Source organism: Phycisphaerae bacterium (assembly GCA_018003015.1).
GTDB lineage: Bacteria > Planctomycetota > Phycisphaerae > UBA1845 > PWPN01 > JAGNEZ01.
This window is the reverse complement of the sequence record JAGNEZ010000001.1, coordinates 13460-35834: the sequence shown is the minus strand read 5'-3', so window position 1 is coordinate 35834 and position 22375 is coordinate 13460. Positions and strand designations below refer to the sequence as shown.

18 protein-coding genes are annotated in these 22375 nt (G+C 64.7%); 12 read left to right on the top strand and 6 right to left on the bottom strand.

Features of this window, described 5'->3' with window-relative positions; translation table 11 throughout:
• Positions 1-92 precede the first annotated feature (92 nt).
• The 3 genes from KA354_00150 to KA354_00140 all read left to right on the top strand — a co-directional run bounded on the left by KA354_00150 (position 93) and on the right by KA354_00140 (position 3787).
• Entirely contained in the window at positions 93-1238 is a 1146-nt protein-coding gene (locus tag KA354_00150) for a xylose isomerase (GenBank protein MBP7933028.1), read from the top strand.
• A gap of 6 nt (positions 1239-1244) precedes the next feature.
• Entirely contained in the window at positions 1245-2207 is a 963-nt protein-coding gene (locus KA354_00145; protein ID MBP7933027.1) for a 1-phosphofructokinase family hexose kinase, read from the top strand.
• Between the two features lie 167 nt (positions 2208-2374).
• Complete coding sequence (locus KA354_00140; protein ID MBP7933026.1) at positions 2375-3787, top strand: arylsulfatase; 1413 nt, start codon at positions 2375-2377, stop codon at positions 3785-3787.
• A gap of 114 nt (positions 3788-3901) precedes the next feature.
• Here the strand turns inward: KA354_00140 and nadD are convergent, their stop codons facing one another.
• Genes nadD through KA354_00125 form a run of 3 tightly spaced genes read right to left on the bottom strand, consistent with a single transcriptional unit; the run spans position 3902 to position 6237 of the window.
• Positions 3902-4516, bottom strand: a complete 615-nt coding sequence (gene nadD, locus KA354_00135) for a nicotinate-nucleotide adenylyltransferase (GenBank protein ID MBP7933025.1) — start codon at positions 4514-4516, stop codon at positions 3902-3904.
• A 35-nt stretch (positions 4517-4551) separates the two neighbouring features.
• Positions 4552-5496, bottom strand: coding sequence for a hypothetical protein (locus KA354_00130; GenBank protein MBP7933024.1), 945 nt, complete (start codon positions 5494-5496; stop codon positions 4552-4554).
• A gap of 12 nt (positions 5497-5508) precedes the next feature.
• Positions 5509-6237 (bottom strand): phosphoribosylanthranilate isomerase, encoded by a 729-nt coding sequence (locus KA354_00125; GenBank protein MBP7933023.1) that lies wholly within the window; start codon positions 6235-6237, stop codon positions 5509-5511.
• Between the two features lie 189 nt (positions 6238-6426).
• Between KA354_00125 and KA354_00120 the strand changes: the two genes are divergently transcribed.
• Positions 6427-7221: a hypothetical protein gene (locus KA354_00120; protein MBP7933022.1), complete on the top strand. Its 795-nt coding sequence runs from the start codon at positions 6427-6429 to the stop codon at positions 7219-7221.
• Between the two features lie 95 nt (positions 7222-7316).
• On the opposite strand, the gene ilvC is transcribed toward KA354_00120, so the two are convergent.
• A complete protein-coding gene (gene ilvC, locus KA354_00115; GenBank protein MBP7933021.1) occupies positions 7317-8321 on the bottom strand; it encodes a ketol-acid reductoisomerase in 1005 nt (334 codons plus the stop codon).
• A gap of 513 nt (positions 8322-8834) precedes the next feature.
• Between ilvC and KA354_00110 the strand changes: the two genes are divergently transcribed.
• Genes KA354_00110 through KA354_00100 form a run of 3 tightly spaced genes read left to right on the top strand, consistent with a single transcriptional unit; the run spans position 8835 to position 13091 of the window.
• On the top strand, positions 8835-10688 hold the full coding sequence (locus KA354_00110) for a cellulase family glycosylhydrolase (protein MBP7933020.1): 1854 nt from the start codon (positions 8835-8837) through the stop codon (positions 10686-10688).
• On the top strand, positions 10672-11880 hold the full coding sequence (locus KA354_00105; GenBank protein MBP7933019.1) for an AGE family epimerase/isomerase: 1209 nt from the start codon (positions 10672-10674) through the stop codon (positions 11878-11880). The genes KA354_00110 and KA354_00105 overlap by 17 nt, the downstream gene beginning before the upstream one ends.
• An 11-nt stretch (positions 11881-11891) precedes the next feature.
• On the top strand, positions 11892-13091 hold the full coding sequence (locus KA354_00100) for a glycosidase (protein ID MBP7933018.1): 1200 nt from the start codon (positions 11892-11894) through the stop codon (positions 13089-13091).
• Between the two features lie 508 nt (positions 13092-13599).
• Here the strand turns inward: KA354_00100 and KA354_00095 are convergent.
• Positions 13600-14034 (bottom strand): hypothetical protein, encoded by a 435-nt coding sequence (locus tag KA354_00095; protein ID MBP7933017.1) that lies wholly within the window; start codon positions 14032-14034, stop codon positions 13600-13602.
• Between the two features lie 532 nt (positions 14035-14566).
• Between KA354_00095 and KA354_00090 the strand changes: the two genes are divergently transcribed.
• From KA354_00090 to KA354_00070, 5 genes are all read left to right on the top strand, one after another.
• Positions 14567-15403, top strand: a complete 837-nt coding sequence (locus tag KA354_00090) for a PEP-CTERM sorting domain-containing protein (GenBank protein ID MBP7933016.1) — start codon at positions 14567-14569, stop codon at positions 15401-15403.
• Between the two features lie 507 nt (positions 15404-15910).
• On the top strand, positions 15911-18064 hold the full coding sequence (locus KA354_00085) for a threonine--tRNA ligase (GenBank protein MBP7933015.1): 2154 nt from the start codon (positions 15911-15913) through the stop codon (positions 18062-18064).
• A gap of 38 nt (positions 18065-18102) precedes the next feature.
• Positions 18103-18606, top strand: coding sequence for a translation initiation factor IF-3 (infC, locus tag KA354_00080; GenBank protein MBP7933014.1), 504 nt, complete (start codon positions 18103-18105; stop codon positions 18604-18606).
• A gap of 85 nt (positions 18607-18691) precedes the next feature.
• Positions 18692-19954 (top strand): sulfate adenylyltransferase, encoded by a 1263-nt coding sequence (locus KA354_00075; protein ID MBP7933013.1) that lies wholly within the window; start codon positions 18692-18694, stop codon positions 19952-19954.
• 10 nt (positions 19955-19964) lie between these two features.
• A complete protein-coding gene (locus KA354_00070) occupies positions 19965-20936 on the top strand; it encodes a DHH family phosphoesterase (GenBank protein ID MBP7933012.1) in 972 nt (323 codons plus the stop codon).
• Positions 20937-20982: 46 nt separating this feature from the next.
• Here the strand turns inward: KA354_00070 and KA354_00065 are convergent, their stop codons facing one another.
• The gene (locus KA354_00065; GenBank protein ID MBP7933011.1) at positions 20983-22314 is read right to left on the bottom strand and encodes a hypothetical protein; all 1332 of its coding nucleotides are present in this window, start codon (positions 22312-22314) and stop codon (positions 20983-20985) included.
• Positions 22315-22375: the final 61 nt, after the last annotated feature.

Below are 22375 nucleotides of genomic sequence, written 5' to 3'. Positions count from 1 at the left end.
TTGCCGTGGTCCCTGAAGGACGTACAATGCCCGAGTGTTGAGCGGGCGGCCGTGCCGGCCGCCTACACCGGGTCCCATAAGAGGAGCATTCGATGGCTTCCTACCAGCCGCAGAAGAGTGATAAGTTTGCTTTCGGCCTGTGGACGATCATGAACACCGGCCGCGACCCGTTCGGCGAGGCGACTCGAGAGCGGATCGATCCGCTGGACGTCATCACCGAGCTGGGCAAACGCGGAGTCTGGGGCATCGAACTGCACGCCGAGGATCTCATCCCGCCCACCGCCACCGCCGCCGAACGCGACCGGCTCATCAAGGAGGCCAACAAGCGGATGGCGGATCAGGGTATGGCCTGCGTCAACTGTGGGGCCAATGTGTTCGGTCATCCGGTCTACAAGGATGGGGCCCTCACCAGCCACGACCCCAAGGTCCGGCAGCTCGCCCTGCAGCGGTATCTGAACTCCATCGACGTCGGCGTTGCCCTGGGTAGCAAGCTCTGCGACCTGTGGTGGGGCCGCGACGGGGCGGAAGTGGACGCGGCGAAAGACCCTCTCGAAGCCATCAAGTGGCTTCGAGAGGGACTCAACTACCTTCAATCCTATATCGACAAACAGGACTACACCGGCTACCGACTGGCCATCGAGCCCAAACCGAACGAGCCGCGCGGCGACATTTACATGCCGACCGTGGGACACGCGCTCGGGCTGATCGCCACCTTGAACAAGCCCGAGAACTGCGGCCTGGTGGTCGAAATCGCCCACTCGCGCATGGCCGGTCTCAACACCTACCACGATATCGCCCAGGCCATCGAGGTCCATAAGCTCTTCGGTTGCCATTTCAACGCCCAGAAGCCTCTGCGCTACGATCAGGATCAACGCTTCGGCTCCGAGGATCTCAAGGAGAGCTTCTTTGTGGTCAAGCTCGTCGAGGACACCGGCTGGCAGGGCGCTCGATCCTTTGACGCCCACGCCTTCCGCTCATCCGATCGCGAGGAGGTCTGGGATTTCGTCAGCGGCTGCATGAGGACCTACCTGATCCTGAAGGAGAAGGTCCAGAAGTTCAACAAGGATCCCGAGATCCAGGCCATCCTCAAGGAGCTCAGGAGCGGCGCGGGCGAGGGGCTGCCGCCGCACGATCAGTTGAAAAAGACCACGTTCGACGCCGACCAGCTGGCTTGCCGCAGGCTGCACCACGAGCGCCTCGACCAGCTTACGCAAGAACTGCTGCTCGGCGCCAGGTGAGCCGCGATGCTGTCTCCGACCGTCGGCCTGCGACTGGCGACCGTGACTCTGAACCCGACCATCGATCGGGTCATACGGGTTCCGGGCTTCGCCGTGGGTCAGCACCTGGTCGGCCGCCTCCATTCGCGCACCCCCGCCGGCAAGGCGATCAACGTCTCCCGGGCCATGGCCGCCCTGGGCATGCCCAGCGTCGCTCTTGGCTGGGTGGGCCGCGAATCGATCGAGGCGTTCAACGCCGCCGCCCGTGCCGCCGGATTCACCCCTCAGTTCTCGGCCATGGCCGGCACGACCCGCGAAAACATCACCGTGATCGATCCGCAAGGGCCCAACGAAACACACATTCGCGAAATCGGACCAACGGTGACGGCCGAGGAAATCGACCGACTGACCGATGATCTGCGCTGGACCGCCGACGATGACGTGATTGTGGTTTTCACAGGGTCTCTGGCTCCGGGATTGCCGCCCGAGCGGTTCGGTGACATGATCGAAGCCTGTGTCACGCGGGGAGCTCATGTGGTGGTCGATACGTCCCAGGCCCCCCTGCGGAAGGCCCTCGAACATAAGGTGTGGATGATCAAGCCCAACCTCGTCGAACTGGCCGAGTTGGTCGGACGCGAGATCGCTACCGACGACCAGATCGTCCGGACGGGACTCGAACTGAGTAAGCGGATTCCATGGGTGCTCATCACCGCCGGCGAACGCGGCGTCTTCTGCTTCGCCGAGGGCGCCGCTCAGCACGCCAGCGTGACCATTCCCCCCGAACGGCTCCGCAGTACCGTCGGTTGCGGCGATGCCCTGCTGGCGGCTTTCCTGAGCGGCCTGGTCGCGGCCAACGGGACGTGCGAATCCGCCCTCCGCCAGGGGGTGGCCGTCGCCGCGGCCTCGGCCATGAACGACCTGCCCGCGGTCTTCGCAGCCGAGGACGTGGAGACGCTCCGGGCCAGCGTTCAGCTGAGACCTCTGGCCTGACCCGGTGGTGAGACCTCATTCATCGAAGCACGCGGGTCGGCTGACCGCAGGGAATCGGGCCGGGGATGATCCGGTGCCGTGATCCCTCGGCCGACCCCTGACCTGAGGTCTTGCTTCGCCGGTGTCGCGAATGGCCGGGATCCGTTACCCGTAAGAAAGGGCCCAACATGAAATGCTCCTGGATAGGTGAAACCGTGTTCGTATGGGCCGCCTTGGCCATGTGCCCGCCAGCCTCCGCCGAGTCCGCTCGACCCAACATCGTGATCATCCTGGCGGACGATCTGGGCCATGCCGACGTGGGATTCCACGGGAGCCCCATCAAGACGCCCCATCTGGACCGTCTGGCTGTCTCCGGCGCCCGGCTTGAACAGTTCTACGTCCAGCCGCTCTGCTCACCCACCCGCGCCGCCCTCATGACCGGGCGCTATCCAATGAGATACGGGCTTCAGGTGGGTGTGGTTCGACCCTGGGCCCAGTACGGCCTTCCCCTGGAGGAGCGAACCCTCGCCCAGGCCCTCAAGGAAGCGGGCTACGAAACGGCTATTTGCGGGAAGTGGCATCTCGGGCATTTCCGGCCCGACTACCTGCCCACCCGCCGGGGATTCGACCACCAGTACGGCCACTACAACGGCGCCATCGACTACTTCACCCATCAACGAGATGGCGGTCACGATTGGCATCGTGATGACCGGACGTGCTACGACAAGGGCTACAGTACGTCTCTCCTGGCGGACGAGGCGGTCCGTCTGATCCGCCACCACAAGGTGGCCAAGCCGCTGTTTCTCTATCTCCCCTTCAACGCGGTCCACGCACCGCACCAGGTTCCGCCCCAGTATCTCGAACCTTATGCCCATCTCGAGGAGCCTCGCCGAACCTATGCCGGCATGGTTGCCGCGATGGACGAGGCCATTGGCCGCGTCGTGGCCGCGCTGGACGAGAAGGATATGCGCCGCAATACCCTGATCCTATTCTCCAGCGACAACGGCGGGCCCGCTCCCGGACGGGTCGCCAGCAATGGCCCCTACCGAGCGGGCAAAGCGACGCTTTACGAGGGGGGCGTTCGGGCCGCGGCTCTGGCCGCCTGGGAAGGGCGCATCCGGCCGGGAACGGTCGTCCGGGAACCGCTGCACATGGTCGACTGGTACGCCACGCTCCTCAAACTCGCGGGGGCATCCCCCGCGCAGAGACTCCCAGTCGACGGGCGGGACGCATGGCCGACAATTGCCGAAGGGAAACCGTCGCCCCACGAGGAGATCCTCCTCAACGCCTCACCAGCCGGGGGGGCGATTCTGGTCGGGCCATGGAAACTCGTGCTCCGCGGCGCGGCGGCTAGGGATGAAGACCCGAAGATCACGAGCCGGCCCCTGGGCACACCGGCCAGGCCGGGACGCGAGCCGGCCGAACTGTTCAATCTCGCGGAGGATCCCCAGGAGAAACAGGATCTGGCCGCCCGCCATCCCGGGAAGGTCGACGAGCTTCGCGCCCGGTACAGGAGACTGGCCGCCCAGGCCGTCCCCCCCCGCAATGCACCGCGCCCTCCCGGGTTCCAGTCACCCGAAGTGTGGGGTGCGACGCCGTAAGCACTTGGCCGCGATCGGATGCTGAGCAGAACGCGGGGCGTCGAGGGTCATGAATCCGACCCGTGCGCCCGCCGCCGAGCCCTGTCCATGCCTGGCCCCGAACTCGGCAGGCTCCTAGCGGTACAGATCCTTCCGCTCGATGTACTCCCGCACCGCCTCCGGCACCAGGAAACGGATCGACAAGCCCTCCGCCACACGCCGACGGACGTCGGTGGCGGAGATGTCCACCCGCGGCGTCTGGAGAATCCCCTGTCGAAGGCGCTCAACCTGCCCGGCCGAAAGCGTCGGCTGCAGCACGGACAGGTCAGGTGTCTCGAACCCCGGTCGGACGGCGGTCACAATCCGGCACAAGTCCACCAGCTCGCGGGCCCGATACCAGGTGTGTAGCTCCGAAATCGTGTCGCCGCCGATGATCCAGTAGAGATCCTCTCCCGGGGCCAGCCGAGAACGGTACTCCTCAAGCGTGAGAATGGTGTAGCTGGTTCCCCGACGACGAATCTCGGTGTCGCTCACCTCGAAGAGCGCTTCGTCCGCGACGGCCAGCCGAACCATTTCCAGGCGATCGGCGGCATCGGCCAAGTCCTGGCCGATCTTGTGTGGCGGGTTGGCCGACGGAATCAGGACCAGCCGGGCGAGATCCAGCGTCTCGGCCACCGCCCGTGCAATGATCAAGTGCCCGTGGTGAATCGGGTTGAAACTGCCACCAAAAAGAGCGATGCCGCCGGCCATGGTCGGGCACATGATAAGCCCGCACACCCGACTCGTCACGGACCCGCGCAGGGGGCGGCGGAGGGCGGTGCTGCGGGTCGCGACGTCGCCAGATCGACGGCCATGTACGCCACCCGCGGATGCGGAAAGGTACGATCCAGAAAGACCAGGACCTTGGACCAGCGAGTCGCGGCCGTCGGCGGAAGTACGTCCGACGGCAGCCGGTAGCTCTTGAGCAGGTACTCGTGGGTGCTGCCGAACCAGAAGATCAGGAACCAGCCGGAGAAGCTCTGAACACGCCGAACCTCACCGATCCTCGGAGCCAGCCACACATAGGTCGTCCAGTCGATCACCGGGGTGAGCGGGAAACGAATCTCCAGATCCACGCGAACGCGAAGGCATTCCTCGAACCGGCCGGCGGGACACTCCACCGGCTCCCGATCCTCTACCTCCACGTGCCGCGTCAGCGTGCCCGCCCCCAGCAGCGGACCCGTGCGTCTCCCATAGCCCACCGAGGTGGACTCCGTGCAGCGGCCGGTGGCAATCAACTCCGGCGGAATGGGGTCCATCGGCTCGCCGAGCTCGATGCGAATGGCGGTCCAGTCCTTGAGGTGCCGGAGCAACGGGTCCTTCATCTCCGGGTCGCTCGGCCTCGTGGTGGGCAGCCCGGCTACCGCCGCCTGGGTCGTGGTCGTCGGCCCTCGGTACCTGCACACCAGGTCGGAGAACTCCCGGGCAATCTCGAAGAGCTGCCCAGAGCCGATGTGTCGGACATAGTCGGAGGGCCGCTGATCAGCGTGGGCCGGCAGCTCCCGGCGCTCGTAGACCCACTCGCCCGAGCGGATCGCCGATAGGTACTCGGCCAGTTCAGCGCCCGGCGGCTTCGCCGGCTGCGAGGCCGGCGCGGGGCGCGGCCCTCGCTCAGGGCCCAAGCACCCGCAGGTCAGCAAGGCCGGCACCATCGGAAACCACAGGATCAACGACGCGGGAACGCGCACCAACCTCAACCACCCTTACGAGGACAAACGGCCCGCCGCAGCTCGGGCATTGAGGACAAACTCCCGGACCTTGGCGGCGTCCTTCCGCCCTGGAGAACCCTCCACTTCTACACCGGACGAGACATCCACCCCGAAGGGGCGGGCCACCTGCACCGCCTCGGCAACATTCCCGGGCCTCAGCCCCCCCGCCAGAATGATCGGCGGCCAGCCCCGGATCGCTCCGGACGCCACCGCGGCTGGAATGATCTCCCAATGGAATACTGTACCGGTTCCACCTTCCTTCAAGGGGTCATAGCTGTCGAGCACCACGGCCCGGGGCCGGCCGGCCCGGCAGTCCCGCCAGAGAACCGCTTCCCGGGCGAAGTCCACCCCACGGACCGCAATCACCGGCATGACACAGAAACCGTCGCAGGCCAGGGCGTCTATCGCTCCGGCCGCCACCGGGCCGTAGACCTGCAGGTGCGAGACTCGGTAGCGGCCAAGCAGCTCCGCCACCCCGTCGGACAGCCGGCCGTCCTGCAGGCGAACCAGGGCCACGGGAGTGACCAGGGGCGGCAGCGATTCCAGAATCGCGGCGGCTACCCCCACGGAAATCTGCCGCGGGCCGCCTACAAAGTTCAGACCGATAGCGTCGGCCCCGGCAACGGCCGCAACCAGCGCGTCGGCGCTGTTCGTTATCCCGCAGATCTTGACCCGCAAATCGTCACCATCCTGGTGGCAGGCGACCCACCCTCCACCCGCCATCGATCTTATGAGGCCATCCGCCAAGCGTCAAACCGCCCCATGCCCGGCGGATCACGATCATGCCACGATGGCCCGCACCACCAAAGTGCTTGACGCCTCCGACCGATGTCCTAGACTAGAAGGAGACACGTGGCCTTGAACGGGAAAAACATGAGGATATCCAAGCGTTTATCGGCGCCGGGCGGCCTCGTGACGCTATCATTGGCCGCCGCCCTCCCCTCGCTGGGGTGCGCGGAAAGCCATTCCCAATTCAGCCGAGAAGACCAGCATGGTCGGACCTACTACATCGACGGCGCCGGTAACTGGGGCTTCGGCGTGGCCGAGGTGCGCAGCGGCCTGCGCCGGGCTAACTACAAGGGCAACATCATCAACTACACCTGGTCGCCGTTCCTGAACCCGGCCCTGGATCAGACCATCGGCCGGGGAGCCGCCCGGGCCAAGGGCGTGGAACTGGGCAGGCAAATCAACACCTACCTCCAGAAGTACCCCCAGGCGGAAGTCAACATCATCGCCCTGTCCGCGGGAACGGGCGTATGCGTCTGGGCCTGTGAAGCCCTCCAACCGCCAGCCCAGGTTCATAATATCATCCTGCTGGGCTCCAGCCTCTCGTCCGGTTACGACATGCGCGAAGCACTCAAGCACATCGCCGGCGGGGTCTACGTCTACTACTCCTCGCAGGACGGAGTCCTGGACGGGCCGGTCCGGGCCTTGGGTACGATCGACGGCCGGATGGACTCCCCCTCGGCCGGTCTGGTCGGCCTCCACCCACCCGGCGGGACGGCCGGCAAAATCTTCAACATCGCCTGGTCACCCAGGTACGAGAGCTACGGGTGGACTGGAGCCCACACCGACGCGACCAGCGAGTCGTTCGTCACCCATGTCCTCGCTCAGCATATCCTCCCCGGCGGGCAGGCCCTGCCCCTCAGGCAAGCGTCCGATCGGCCGGCGGCAGGCCCGCCACCCGTGTTCGTGTTGTGGGACTGAGTCCCTGCCCTGCACACCAAAAAAACAGAGGCCACCGGCGAAACAGCCCGCGGCCCCTGACCTCGTCAACCACTCTTCCAGATCGCGATCGAAAATCAGACTTCCTTGACGTCGATCCACTTCATCATCTTGCGGAGACGGCGGCCCACCACCTCGACCGGGTGGTTGTAGTCCTTCTTGTACAGGGCGTTGAACGTCGGCCGGCCAACCTGATTCTCCAGCAGCCACTCGCGGGCGAACTCGCCGGTCTGGATCTCCTTCAGAATCTCGCGCATCTCCTGCCGTGTCTCCTCGGTGATGATCCGCGGGCCGCGGGTCAGATCACCGTACTCGGCAGTATTGCTCACGCTGTAACGCATGTAGTTGATGCCACCCTGGTAGAAAAGGTCGACGATCAGCTTCAACTCGTGCATGACCTCGAAGTAGCAGATCTCCTCCGGGTAGCCGGCCTCCAGCAACGTCTCGAACGCAGTCTTGACCAGGGCCGTCACCCCGCCGCACAACACCACCTGCTCCCCGAACAGGTCACTCTCGGTCTCATCCTTGAACGTCGTCTCCAGAATGCCCGCACGGCCGCCGCCAATGCCCGAACCCCAGGCTAGCGCAGTCTGCAGGGCCTTGCCGGTCGCGTTCTTCTCGACCGCCACCAGGCAGGGCACGCCGCCACCCTTCACAAACTCGCTGCGGAGCAGGTGCCCCGGGCCTTTCGGGGCAATCATGATGACATCCACCCCCTCCGGCGGAACAATCTGACCATAGTGAATGTTGAACCCATGGGTGAAGCCGATCGCCTTACCTGGTTTGAGGTTCTCGGCGATCTCGCTCCTGAAAATCCGAGCCTGCAGTTCGTCCGGGAGTGTCATGATCAGCAGATCGCAGGACTTGGTGGCCTCCGCCGCGCTGATCGGCGCAAACTTGTGCTCGACCGCGAGTCTGTAGTTGTCCGTGCCCGGCAGTTCAGCCACGGTGACGTTCATCCCCGAATCGCGGAGGTTCTGGGCATGAGCGTGACCCTGGCTGCCATACCCCAGGATGGCGATCTTCTTGCCCTTGAGCACGCCAAGGTCCGCATCTCGATCGTAGTAAATCGTTACTGGCATCGCACGTAACTCCTTTCCTTCTATGGAGTAAGCATCCTAGCGGGCCCCGAGGACGCCGGCCGGCCCGGTCATGGGAATGGCGTAGTGTAGCAGATGGCCGCGGCGAGGCAAGCCACCCTCCCCAGCCATCCTCCCGGCAATCCAAGAGCGCCACAACTCCGAACCACGCCCGCGAGGCAACACGCCCAGACCCGCATTCCGTGACTGCGATACGCACGCAAGCCCATTAACCGGGCAGCCAACACCCTCGGGGCCGACCCGCGAAAAGGCCGCCGCGAACCAGGATATGCCGCGGAAGGCCCCTGGAACCACCCGCCGGTCCGTCGATTGACCCTCTCCAAAACCAGCTTTATAACAGCCCCACCCGGCCAGGGCGGGCATGTCGGTCACTGGGGTCGGCGTTGGCCTTCCCCTCCTCGGTCCAACCGGTCCACGCTCCTGGCGGACCCGACGCCACCGGACAAACGTCGGGTATCAGGGCGAGACAACGGGTCACAAGCGGGAGACGGTCAGATGAAACGAGCATTGCTGGGCTGGATGGGTCTGGCCGTGTTCTTGTGGGGCGGAGGGTGCTCAATGGCTCCACCCAGAGGCAGCGAGCCGTTTGCCCATTTCGTTCGCCGGGATGGCGATCGGCTCCTGGACGGCGACCGCGAGTTCCGGTTCGTCTCCTTCAATATCCCGAACCTCCACTACGTCGAGGATGACATGCGCTTCGACCAGGTCATGCCCTTCCGCCTGCCCGATGCGTTCGAAATCGAGGACGCTTTGGGCTCGATCGCCCAGCTGGGCGGGCAGGTCGTGCGCATGTACGCCCTTTCAGTGAAGAAACCCGACGACCCCGCGGATATCCCACGATACATCCTCGGCCCCGGCCAATTCAACGAGCAAGCCTTCGTCATACTGGACCAGGTGCTGGCCGCCGCCAACCGTCATCGTGTCCGCGTCATCATCCCGTTCATCGATCAGTGGGTCTGGTGGGGCGGCACCGGCGAACTGGCCGGCTTCCGCGGAAAGAAAGGTGATGAGTTCTTCACCGATCCTCAGCTCATCGAGGACTACAAGAGCATCGTCACCGCCGTGGTCAACCGCAGAAACACCATCACCGGACTCCGCTATCGCGACGACAAGGCTATCCTGGCCTGGGAAACGGGTAACGAGCTCAAGGCCCCGGAAAACTGGACCCGGATCGCGGCCGCCCACATCAAGAGCGTCGACCCGAACCACCTGGTCATCGACGGGGCGGGCTACGGCACCCTCCCCCAGAGCTCTCTGAAGGATCCCAACGTCGACTTCGTGCAGACTCACCACTACGAGCCCGATCCGCGCCAGGTCGTCAAACGCATTACCGCCAACAGCGATCTGGCTCGCGGACACAAGCCCTACCACGTCGGCGAGTTCGGCTTTCTCAGCACCGAGGCCCTGCGCTCCATCATCGATACGGTCATCGAACGCAAGATCGCCGGCGCTTTGCTCTGGAGCCTCCGCTGCCGGAGCCGCGATGGAGGGTTCTACTGGCATCACGAACCGCTGGGCGGCGACTTCTTCAAAGCCTATCACTGGCCGGGCTTCGCGAGCGGCGAACGCTACGACGAACGCGGGCTGATGAGCCTGCTGCGGACCAAGGCCTTCGAGATCCGGGGCCTCACCCCGCCCCCTCTGCCCGCCCCCGCCGCCCCCAGACTGCTGACCGTCGACAACGGCGGAATGATCAGCTGGCAGGGCTCCGTCGGGGCCGCCTCCTACGACGTCGAACGGGCCCCTGCCCTCCTGGGACCCTGGAAGACCATCGCCACCGACGTGTCCGAGGCCGACGTCCAGTACCGCCCCCTCGATGTGGACTACTCGGCCAGGCCGGGTGAGTCCTACCACTACCGCATCTTGGCCCGTAACCATTCCGGGACATCCGAGCCCTCGAACACCGTCGGCCCGGTCAAAATCGACCACCAAACCCTCGTCGATGAATTCCGCAACGATTCCCGTATCTACCTCAAGCAGGGCAAGGTCCAGTTCCGCGAGAACGAGGCTCGCAAGTTCAAGGAGGATTGCCACCGTTTGGCCGGCGAGCGCGACAGCGGGGTCGTCTACCGTGCCGCCGACGGCATCCGAATGGTGCGACTGTTCGTGTACACCCTCGCCGATCAGCAGGATGTGACCGTCGCGTTCTCGAAGGACGGAACCAACTTCGAGCCCGCCGAACTGGCCGTGACCCGCACCACCACCTACGGTGGCTCGCTCTACGGTTTCATGCAATCCGCGCTCTATTCGGCCAAGGGCGGCGGCGCCGACAGCCGATATGTGAAAGTGACTTTCCGGACCGAGGCCCAGATCGGCAGAGTCGAGATCGAGCATGGCCGCGCTGACTGAAGAGGCCCTCGCCGCCGACATCCGGCGGGAACTGCTGGGCAACATCCTCCCGTTCTGGCGGCTCCGTACCGTGGATGAGCGGCACGGGGGCTTCATCGCCGAGATGTCCAACGACCTGCAGGTCAGCGAAGCCGCTGCCAAGGGCCTGATCCTCAACGCCAGAATCCTCTGGGCCTTCGCAGCCGCCTCGCGTCGCCTGGGGCAGCCAGAAGACCGCAGGCTCGCCCGCCGAGCCTGCGATTACCTCGAACAGCATCTCTTCGACCCCGAATATGGCGGCTATTTCTGGGAACTCGAGCCGGACCATCGGGTCCGCGACGATAAGAAGAAGATCTACGGCCAGGCGTTTTGCCTCTATGCGCTCAGCGAGTACCACCTCGCCTTCGGCGAGCCACAGGCCCTGCACCGGGCCATCGACGGCTTCACACGCATCGAGGCGGGCAGCCACGACCCTCGGAACGGCGGCTACCTCGAAGTCGTCAACCGGGACTGGACACCGTGCCCGGACATGCGGCTCAGCCACAAGGACATGAACGCCGCCAAGTCAATGAACAACCACCTTCATCTCCTCGAAGGCTACACCAACCTGTACCGCGTCTGGCCGGATGCGACCCTCGCCCTCCGCCTGCGCGAGTTGATCGACCTGTTCGCCAACCGCATCCTCAATGCCGATCAAACCCACTTTCAGCACTTCTTCGACATCTACTGGCGCCCGCTCTCCGACACCTACACCTTCGGTCACGACATCGAGGGCAGCTGGCTGCTGTGTGAGGCGGCAAAGGTACTCGGCGACGAGCGGCTGCTGGCTGACGTCCGAGCAACCGCGGTACGCCTCGCCCGGGCAGTGCTCAGCGAAGGGCTCGACCACGACGGCGGACTGCTCTACGAGGGCCGCGACGGCCAGATCATCGACGCCAACAAGGAGTGGTGGCCGCAGTCCGAGGCGGTCGTTGGCTTCTACAACGCCTGGCAGTTGACCGGCGAGCCGCCCTTCCGCGAGGCCGCGGCCCGGTGCTGGCAATTCATCCAGGATAAGATCGTCGATCATCGCTACGGCGAGTGGTTCTGGCGCGTGAGCCGCACCGGTGTGCCCGACCTATCCATGCCCAAAGTCTCAATCTGGAAGTGCCCATACCACAACGGGCGATGCTGTCTCGAAATGCTCGAACGACTCGAAACGCATCCCGCGTAGAGGAACAAGACATGGCATCCACGTCATTCAGCCAACGCCTGCAAAAACTCCTGGCCACTCACCAGGAACTCATCGACCGGCCCAACGAGAGGTTGCCTGAAAGCAACGGCGTCTTCGAGCGGTACAGGTATCCGGTCCTCACCGCCAAGCATGCCCCGATCTTCTGGCGATACGATCTCGACCCGACAACCAACCCCCACCTCATGGAGCGACAGGGCATCAACGCCGTGTTCAATCCCGGCGCCATCGATTTGAACGGCAGAATCTGCCTCATGGCCCGCGTCGAAGGCGTCGATCGCAAGAGCTTCTTCGCCGTCGCCGAAAGCCCCAGCGGGATCGATCAATTCCGCTTCTGGGACTACCCCGTCGTCCTTCCCGAGACGGACGAGCCGGATATCAACGTCTACGACATGAGACTCGTCCAGCACCAGGACGGATGGGTCTACGGCCTGTTCTGTACCGAACGCAAGGACCCCAACGCGCCACGCGGCGACCTGTCATCCGCCATTGCCCAGTGCGGCATCGCCCGAACCAGGGACCTCAAGAGCTGGCAACGACTGCCCGACCTCAAGACCCGCTCCCCCCAGCAACGCAACGTCGTTCTTCACCCCGAATTCGTCGACGGCAAGTACGCCTTCTACACGCGCCCCCAGGACGGCTTCATCGATGCCGGCTCGGGCGGCGGCATCGGCTGGGCCTTGGCCGACAGCGTCGAGAACGCCCGCCTCGGGCCCGAGAAGATCGTCCAGGATCGCAAGTACCATACCATCAACGAGGTAAAGAACGGCCTGGGCCCCGCACCCCTGAAAACACCCGCCGGCTGGTTGCAGCTGGCGCACGGTGTACGCCACACCGCCGCCGGCCTGCGCTACGTCCTCTACGCGTTCATGACCGCTCTCGACGACCCCAGCCACCTCATCCATGAGCCTGCCGGCTACCTGCTCGCCCCCTCCGGCATGGAACGCGTCGGCGATGTCTCCAACGTGACCTTCTCCAACGGCTGGGTCGCCAAACCCGACGGCCGCCTGTTCATCTACTACGCGTCCAGCGATACCCGCTGCCACGTGGCCACCACCACCCTCGAGCGGCTCGTCGACTACTGCAAGAACACGCCACCCGATCCACTTCGCTCCTACGCCTGCGTCCAGCAGCGGATCGAGTTGATTCGCCGCAACCTCGCGATGATGAACTCGGTCAGCCGTGGGGTGTGACCCGCTTCGTCCTCAAGCTGCACCCCACGCCAACTCGCCGACTCACTCTTCGGGCCTCTTCCGCCTCATCAGCTGAGCAAGCCATCCTTCCCACCATTGGGCACCGGAAGGTCGAGGAAGGTAGGTGGACGTGACCCTTCACCGCGTCAGGCTCGATCGCCGCCAACCCCACGCCCACATAGTCAGACCGGTCCGGCGTCGAACCTCGGGACGCTTCGTCAAGGCCGCGGCCACGGAACACACGCTGTGTTCTCACGGTGGGCGGTCTGCCCGCCGGCCAACCATCCGAACAGACCGAGTCCGATGCCCGAGGATCTGGACGCCCTGAGAACCCAAAAGGGAGAACGCGTCGAGCTGCCAGAGGTACGTATGCCCGCAAGTCCTTTTGGACAAGCGTCTTCTCACATCCGGCCAGAAGCCCCAATGGGTTCGTTTGGCGCCGGCCATAATACGCCCCCATCCTCGACCGGCTCAGATCCCCAGCCGCCCGGTGGGAATGTGACCGCGTTCAGAGGCCAGCATCGTGATGCCCGGCCGATCCGCACATCGGCGCGGAACGCCCAGAGCGCTGGAACCGGACCGGAATGGACGAATCGCAAGCCTCCTCCGTCCCGCTGGGAGCAGACCGGGCCGCTTCCTCCTGTCGCCAAAACCGCTCGTAGCACTCCGGACAAAGACGAGGTCCATTCGGCGGGTAGTAGATTTTCCTACGCACTCGCTTGCATTCGTCGCAGATGCCGCCAATCCAAGGCGGGTAGACCTTCCCGTCCGCTCGGCGGCTGGTGCGATGGAACCTGGCCTGGGCTCGCTTCTGGGCGGCCAGCCAGAACCAGGCTCGCAGACCGACCCACAACCCCAGCACCACGCAAGCGAGGAAGCCCAGGACAATCGCTAGACCAATCCCCAGATAGATGTTCATCCCGAAATTGGACAGATCGGCCACGTGCCAGACTCCGGCAGACCCCTGATTGGTATTGTCGTCCCCGCGTTGTTTCCTTACAGGCTGTACAGCCTCCAGCGGGTGCTTCAGATTCGCCGATCGCAGGGCCGGCGCCCGGCCGTCTGGTTACGGAGCCATCGGATGCCATCTCAAGAGAGACCGGGCTGGCAAGCACGCGGCCTGCCCCGCTTGGCCCCCGGGCGGCGACCAGCCCCTGCCCCATTCGTCGTTCTCCACCATGTCGGCGGGGTGGCCCATGCGGCCGGTTCCTTCCAAGATTCTCTTGCGGCGAAAGGAGGTTCCAGGTACAGTATAGGTTGGAATACGCGTGCCCTTCGATTCCTGCGAGGCACTTCGGGTATCGGGGGGGCGTGAGGTCCTTGCGAGCATGTGTTCCCGCCGTTCATGCGGTGGGTGATGATTGAAGAAATGGGTGTAGCGGCGATCGCGTTGTAAGCCGGTGCCGCCCGGAGGGGTGGTGGTACCACCGTCCGGTGTTTGTCATTTCTTACTTGGCTCAGAAAGGAGACCATCGATGAGAGGAGTAGGATGGAAGCAAGTTGCCGCCGTGGCAACCGTCCTGTTGTGCGCGGGCTTGCCTGCGGCGTGGGGTTCCAGCGTCGGTATCAACTTCACGGATTCAGGTGACGAGAACCTGGGTGCGGCGGAATCCGCCGGCGCTCCGGGCTATGCTCAGGTCAACTGGAACAACCTGGGTCGATGGGGCCAGGGTGTCGCGGTGAATGGCAGCGATGGCGCCGCCAGCGGTATCACCGTGACCTGGGACTCCAATAACACTTGGCGTTTGGGCATCGGCTTCGGTACCCCCGACTACAAGCTGATGAACGGCTATGTCGATGCCACCGGCGTGGCCAACCTCGACACCGCCGTTCCCTACAATTTCTGGGACAATGCGAATAAGCCGGAAGTCTGTGCCCGAGGCGTCAGCGCATGGCTCGCGGCTCAGGGCGCACCGAGCTACAACGTCGTCGTTTACACCGATGGCGACGAAACCTCCGGCCGAGTCTCCGAGTACTGGCTGCAAGAGCCTGGCGACAGCAACGATCCGCCGACGGCGCTGGGTGGCATCCTGACTCCCCAGGTGTTCGTCAAGGATGTGATCAACTTCTCGGGTACCTATATCCAGGCTCCGCTGTCGGCCAATTCCGCGGACACCGCGGCCGAAGCCAACATGATCGTGTTTACCGGCCTGACCGCCGATAGCTTCATCCTGAAGACCGAGGAGATCAGCGGTAGCGCCCTCCGGGCGACGATCAACGGCATGCAGATCGTGGCCGTCCCCGAGCCTGCCAGTATTGGGCTCTTTTTGCTGGCTGCCATGGGCCTGCTGGCCCGCCGACGCGCCGCCTGACGCGGTCGTCCGTCGCAGCCCCAAGCTCCAGGTGGACCCCCGGCCTGTCCCGCCGGGGGTTCCGCGTTTTGAGGGGCCCCAAGGCAAGGGTCCGCGACGCCCGCGGGCCCCACGCCGCTCCCCAGGGGCGGCCCCAGCCCGCTCAGCCGGGCTTCGGCTCGATGGGCCAACGCCAGGACGCCCAACCACGCTGGAGTGGGGGTTGCCCTGCCGGCCAGTCGATAACCTCCGTCAACGCCGCGAGTTATCGCCGACTCGGTGCGGCACTGCGGCACAGGCCCGCGGGGTCCACCCGCCCCAGCGGAGGATCCCGCTTCGGCCGACGCCAAGGTCGCCTCCGGGTGGGCGATGCATGCCGTCCTGGCTATCGCCCAGGGCCACCAGCCCGGAGGTCGACGGCACGCCAAGGCCCAGGGGTAATGCCCCCTCTTCGCCTTGACGCATACGGGTCAAACGCTATAGTTGTGGCATCAGGTAGGTGAAGACCATGCATCACAGACTCGTCCCATGCCTCTCGTAACTCTTCCCGACGACAACACGCTCGACGTGCCATCCGGCAGCACTGTCGCCGATGTGGCCGCTCGCATCGGTCCTCGTCTGGCCAAGGCCGCCATCGCCGGCAAGATCGACGACCAGGTGGTCGATCTGAACCGAGCCATCGACCGCGACTGCCGGCTCGAGATTCTCACGCCCAGCGCCGAAAACGCCGACAGCCTCGAGGTCATTCGCCATAGCGCCGCCCACGTGATGGCCGAGGCGATCTGCGCCCTGTTCCCCCAGACCAAGTTGGTCTATGGCCCAGCCATCGAGAACGGCTTTTACTACGACATCGATCTCGACCGGCCGATCAGCCCCGACGATTTCGAGGCGATCGAGGCCAGGATGGCCGAGATCGTGAAAGCCGACCGCCCGTTCACCCGCTACGCGATGAACCGCGAAGAAGGTTTGAACCGTCTTCGGGCCGAGGGCAATCGCTACAAGATCGACAATGCCGAGCGAGCCGAGGGCGAGCTGAGTTTCTACATGACCGGCACCGAGCAGGGTCGGTGTTTCGAGGATCTGTGCCGCGGTCCTCATCTGCCCAGTACGGGTCGGATCGGGGCCTTCAAGATTATGCAGGTCAGCGGGGCCTATTACCGCGGCGATCAGAGCGAGAAACAGCTCCAACGGGTCTACGGCACCGCTTGGCCAACGCCCAAGGACCAGGCCAGGTATCTCGCCCAGCTGGAGGAGGCCAGGAAACGCGACCACCGCCGTATTGGCCAGGAACTGGGTCTGTTCACCATCGACCCGCTGGTCGGCAGCGGCCTGGTCCTCTGGAAGCCGAAGGGGGCCATCGTTCGCCATGAGCTGGAGTGCTTCATCCGCACCGAACTGATCCGCACCGGCTATCAGATGGTCTACACACCCCAGATTGGGAAGCTCAGCCTGTACAGAACCAGCGGACACTTCCCGTACTACAAGGACAGCCAGTTCCCGCCACTCTACGAGAGCGAACTGGCCCGCAAGTTGAGCGAGCTGTGGGAGGCAACCGTCGCCCGGGGCGACGCCGAGGGCCTCAGCCCCGACGAGCAGCGCCTCCTCGGCGAGATCGAAACCCTGTCGCCCGAGACCGCCCGGCGGCTCACCGAGAAGAAACTCCAGAACGGCCCGGGCATGAAACAGTACAACCAGCAGCTGGTTCGAGATCTGCTCAGCGAGAACGACGGCTATCTGCTGCGGCCCATGAACTGCCCCCACCACATCCGCATCTACGCCTCCGAGCCGCGCAGCTACCGCGATCTCCCCGTCCGGCTGGCAGAGTTCGGCACCGTCTACCGCTACGAGGCCAGCGGCGAACTGTCCGGCATGACCCGGGTGCGAGGGTTCACCCAGGACGACGCCCACCTCTTCTGTCGCCCGGATCAACTGCTCGAGGAGATCACCGGCTGCGTCAATCTGACGCGTAAAGTATTGGATTTACTGAAGTTAGGAAACTACCGGGTGCGGGTCAGTCTGCGCGAGCCGGCCAGCGATAAGTACGTCGGCAGCGACGAGAACTGGGCCTTGTCGGAAGCGGCCATCCGCCAGGCGGTCCAGGCCAGCGGGATGAAGTACACCGAAGAGATCGGCGAAGCGGCTTTCTACGGCCCCAAGATCGACTTCGTGGTGAAGGATTGCCTGGAGCGGGAATGGCAGTTGGGGACCGTCCAGGTGGACTACAATCTCCCCGAGCGGTTTGACCTGTCCTACGTCGGATCGGACAATACACCGCATCGGCCGGTGATGATCCATCGAGCCCCCTTCGGGGCCTTCGAGCGGTTCGTGGCCATCCTGATCGAGCATTTCGCCGGTGCCTTCCCGATCTGGCTGGCCCCGGTACAGGTGTATGTGGCCTCGATCAGCGAGAAGAGCGCCGACTACGCCGGGCAGGTGCGCGGCCGGTTGGAGGCCGCCGGTCTGCGGACCATCCTGGACGTCTCCGCGGAGAAGATCGGACCCAAGAAGCACGAGGCCCGCAAGAACAAGATCCCTTATATTCTTGTGGTCGGCGAGAAAGAAGCGTCTGAGGGAACCGTGAACGTGAACGATCGCACGGGCAAGACCATCGGCACCGAGCCTCTCGATGCGTTCATCGCCCGCTGCCGGGAAGAAGTCGAGACGCGCGCCGTCTCGTTGTAGGTCACAGGCAGTCGAGTTACATCTGAAAGGAACGAGCCATCGCTCAAGCCCATCGCTGCAACGAACAGATCCGGATCTCGCCGATTCGCGTGATCGACGAGAACAACAACCAGTTGGGGGTGATATCGACCGACGACGCCTTGTCCCGCGCCCGAGCCGCGGGAATGGACCTCGTCGAGGTCGCCCCGACCGAACGCCCGCCGGTCTGCCGGATCATGGACTACGGCAAGTTCAAGTACGCCCAGAAGAAGCGCAAGCAGAAGACCCACGAACAGAAACTCAAGGAAATCCGTCTGCATCCGGACATCGGCCAGCACGACCGTGACATCAAGATGAAACAGGCCCAGGGCTTCGTGGAGGAGGGGGACAAGGTCCAGTTCACGATGATCTTCCGGGGTCGCGAGCGTTTCCACCAGGAACTGGGCTTCCAGATGTTCAACGGCATCATTGCCATGATGGGCGACAAGGTCAAAGTGGAGCGCCCGCCGCGGAGCGAAGGCCGGCGGCTCATCATGATTCTGGCCCCGGTCAAGAAAGCCTGACCCGCGATGACGTACCGCGCCGCTCCGCCTGCCGCGCAGGCATCTCCGGCGCATGGCTTGAAAGGAAGAGCAGGTTCACACGCCCATGGTCGATTTGATCCCCCCGCACGGCGGCCTGTCGAGGCCGGTCAACCGCACTGTCCCAACTGATCGTCAGGCCGAGTTCCGCAAGGAGATGAACTCGCTGCCCGCCATGCCGGTCAGCGACGCCGACCTCTCCAGCGTCTACCGGATCGGCGACGGCGGCTTGAGTCCGCTGGTCGGACCGATGACCAAGCAAGTCTGCGATCAGGTCATTCGTGACGCACACCTCGATTCCGGCGGTCGCAAGTACGCCTGGACGATTCCGATTTCCCTGCCCGTCGCCAAAGACGTGGCCGCCTCCTTCAAGGTCGGCCGCAGGGTGCGGCTGATGAACACCGCCGGCTATGCGGTGGGCATCCTGCGGGTGGATGACATCTTCCCCTACGACAAGGCCGGATACGTCCACGCCGTCTACCAGACCTCGCGCCTGGATCACCCCGGCGGGCAGATGGTCATGGCCGACGATCGCGAATTGCTGGTCGGCGGCGAGCTCGAGGTCCTGCCCCAGCCCAAGCATCCCGAGTACGGCAAGTACGTGCTCCGCCCGGAGGAGACCCGGGCCCTGTTCGCCAAACGGCAGTTCAAGCGGGTGGTCGCCTTTCAGACCCGCAATCCCCTCCACCGGGCTCACGAGTACGCCCTGGTCTATGGCGCGGAGGTGCTCACCCGCCAGGGTTTCTACACCGGTGTGGTCCTCAATCCGCTCATCGGCGAGACCAAGTCCGACGATGTGGATGCGCTCACCCGGATGCGCACCTACCAGGCCCTGCTCGACAACCGGCAACTCGGCGAGGGCGACAAGGACGTGGAGGTGTGGAAGAAAGCCGGCTACGACATCAACGACGTGGCCTTGTTGCTCGGCCTGGACATCAAGATGTTCTACGCCGGTCCCAAGGAAGCGATCATGCACGGTATCTACCGGCAGAACTTCGGCTTCACGGACATCATCATCGGCCGCAAGCACGCCGATGCTCCCTATCACGACGGCAAGGACATCTGGGATCCGCTGGCGGCTCAGCGGATCTTCGACGAGCTCAACGGGGATCTGGCGATCAAGCCGGTCAAGGTCGGCTTCGCCGCTTACTATGAGGAGTTGGGCCGCGTCGGCCTGGTCGACGAGTGCAGCAAGAGGGGGTGGAAGCCGATTGCGATCAGCGGCCGCGATGTTCGCGAGGCCCTGGCCGCCGGTCGGCTGCCCGACCCTCGGTTGATGCGCGAGTCCACCGCCCGGGTGTTAATCGAGGCGATGGGCCGCAAGCAGTGAACGGTTGGGTATGCCGCCCGCAGAACTCATCACAGCCCTGAACGATGCCCAAGCTCCGGTGATCGCGGGGCATACCAATCCCGATGTCGACGCCCTCGGGGCCATGCTTGCCCTGGGTCGGGTACTGCCCGCCCCGGACAGGGCGGTCGTGCTTCCCGGCAGGCACCTGAGCCGCAGGCTCAGGTTCATGCTCGACTGGGGCCGTGTCCCGATGGCCGATGCCGTGCGCGTCACCCGTGCCGACGTTCTGGTCACCGTGGATGCGGCGGGCCCCGGCCGGGTCAGTGTGCCCGGCGAATGGACCGCGGTCGAGGACAAGTTCGTGGTCAACATTGACCACCACGTGACCAATCCCGATTACGGCCGGATCAACTGGGTGGTGGACAGTGCCAGCAGTTCCTGCGAACTGATCTATCGACTGATCGTCGCCGCGGGCTGGCCGCTGGACGGCGTCACCGCCTCGCTCCTCTACGCCGGCATCCATGCCGATACCTGCGGTTTCACCTTGCCGACCGCCTCGGCGGAGACATTCGAGGCGATGGCTGGCCTGGTTCGCGCCGGAGCGGACGTCGAGCAGGTCGGGGCGAGGCTGTATCGTTCTCATCATCCTCACGAGTTCGATCTCATGCGGACCGTTTATCACAACACCCGGCTGGTCGGCGACGGCCGCATTGCGTACAGCACGCTCACTCTGGCCGAGATTCAGGCCGCGGGTTGCACTCCGGCCGACATCGACGACCAGGTTTCCATTCCCCGTTCGTTGTCCGGGATACGGATCGCCATGCTGCTTTCCGAGGCGGAACCGGGCCTCGTCCGGGTCAATCTCCGCGGCGATGAGAGCACCGAGATCTTGCCCCTGGCGATCAGCCTGGGCGGCGGCGGCCACGCCCATTCCGCGGGCGTCCGCGTGCGCGGCGCCATGGATGAGGTCGTCCGACGGGTGCTGGATCACGCGGTCAGCTTCCTGGGGCCATCCGCGTAGCGGGGGCACGCGCTTCTAGATCTTTTTAGCTCTATGAGATGCTATCTCAATCCCGGCGCTGCTCGGCACTGAGATGCTTGCGCAGCTGGTTGATCGCCTTGTCGATCCGGATCTTGCGCATCTCGTTGACCTCGGGAGGCAGATCGCCCTGGCGGAGGTAGAAAGACGCCGTGGTGCCGTCGTTCAGGGGGAAGCTGATCTGCCCGATGACCGATGTCGCCCGCAGAGCGGCGGCGGTGGCCTGGGCGGTGGCTTCGACCTGGGCCTGGCTGGAACCGCCTGCTCCGGCCGGACCGGTGCCGGTGGTGGGTGAAACCAAGTTGTTCGAGATCCGCACCCCGTCCGCCTCGATGAAGTACATGAGTCCGGTTTCGCCCGCAATGATCTCCAAGGCCTGACGAATCGTCGTATTCTCCATCGAGAGGGAGAAGCGCTCGGCGGTCTGGGGTGGCAGCGAGGCCAGCACGCCGGGATCGAAATGGAGAAGCACGCCCGCCCGGGCGGCGAGATCCATCAAGGCATCCTTCAGGTTTGCCTGGACGTAGCGGAGCGACACCCGCCGGTCGAGCTGTTTCTCGATCTGCCGCGTCTTGGTCGAGATCACGATCACGTTCCCGTTGAGGCTCCACACCCAGCCGTGCTGCAGGCAGGCGTGTTCGAGCACCTCGGCGGCCTGTCCCGCCCCGATCGCGTCGGCCAGCCGGCCCAAGGTCTCCCGGTTGGCGGCGGCGTCGGCCGCCGGGCTGTCCTGGAACTGGAATGGCAGTGCATCGAACAGGTCTTTGCTCCACGGCGTGGTGGCAAGCTTCTTGAGCAGGTCGAGTTCCTCCCAACTCGCCCGGCGGGACATTCGATAGAGCGGCGGGACGGGTGACACCAGGACGTGATCGTGTTGCGGGGCAAACTGCAGCCCGAGCGGCCGCAGCAGGGCGGTCAGGCTCTCCTTGAGCGGCTGATTCTCGATCTTGGCGGTCAGGTTGGTCTGAGAGCCGTAGGGGAGCAGTGACGCGGTGCCTGTTGCCAGGCGAATCGGAATCCCGGTGCTGTCGGCCAGCTGTTGCAGGGCCTTCTGGATAGGGGTGTTCTGAACCTCCAGCTTGGTGGGTTGCTCGAGTGCCTTGATGATCCGGATCTCATGCTCGTCGGGTTCATCGCCCGGGATCGAGGCGTCGGAGCTTGTCCTGGTCTGTTCAGTTGGAGTTGCCGGAGGTGGGGTAGCGGGCGTCGCCGCCGTGGCGGCGCTGCCCGAAGCTTCCCCTGGCGGCGCAGGTTGAGGCTGGGCTCCGGCGTCCGCGGCGAGGACGAAGGAGGGGGCCAACACGAGGGCCGCAACCGTAACGATCAGGTAACGCACGGTCAGAACGAAGTATCGAGGCATCACTCACTCCAGCGAACGCGTCTGGCTTCGCGAGGGCCGGACGCCAGTCTCACCCCGATGG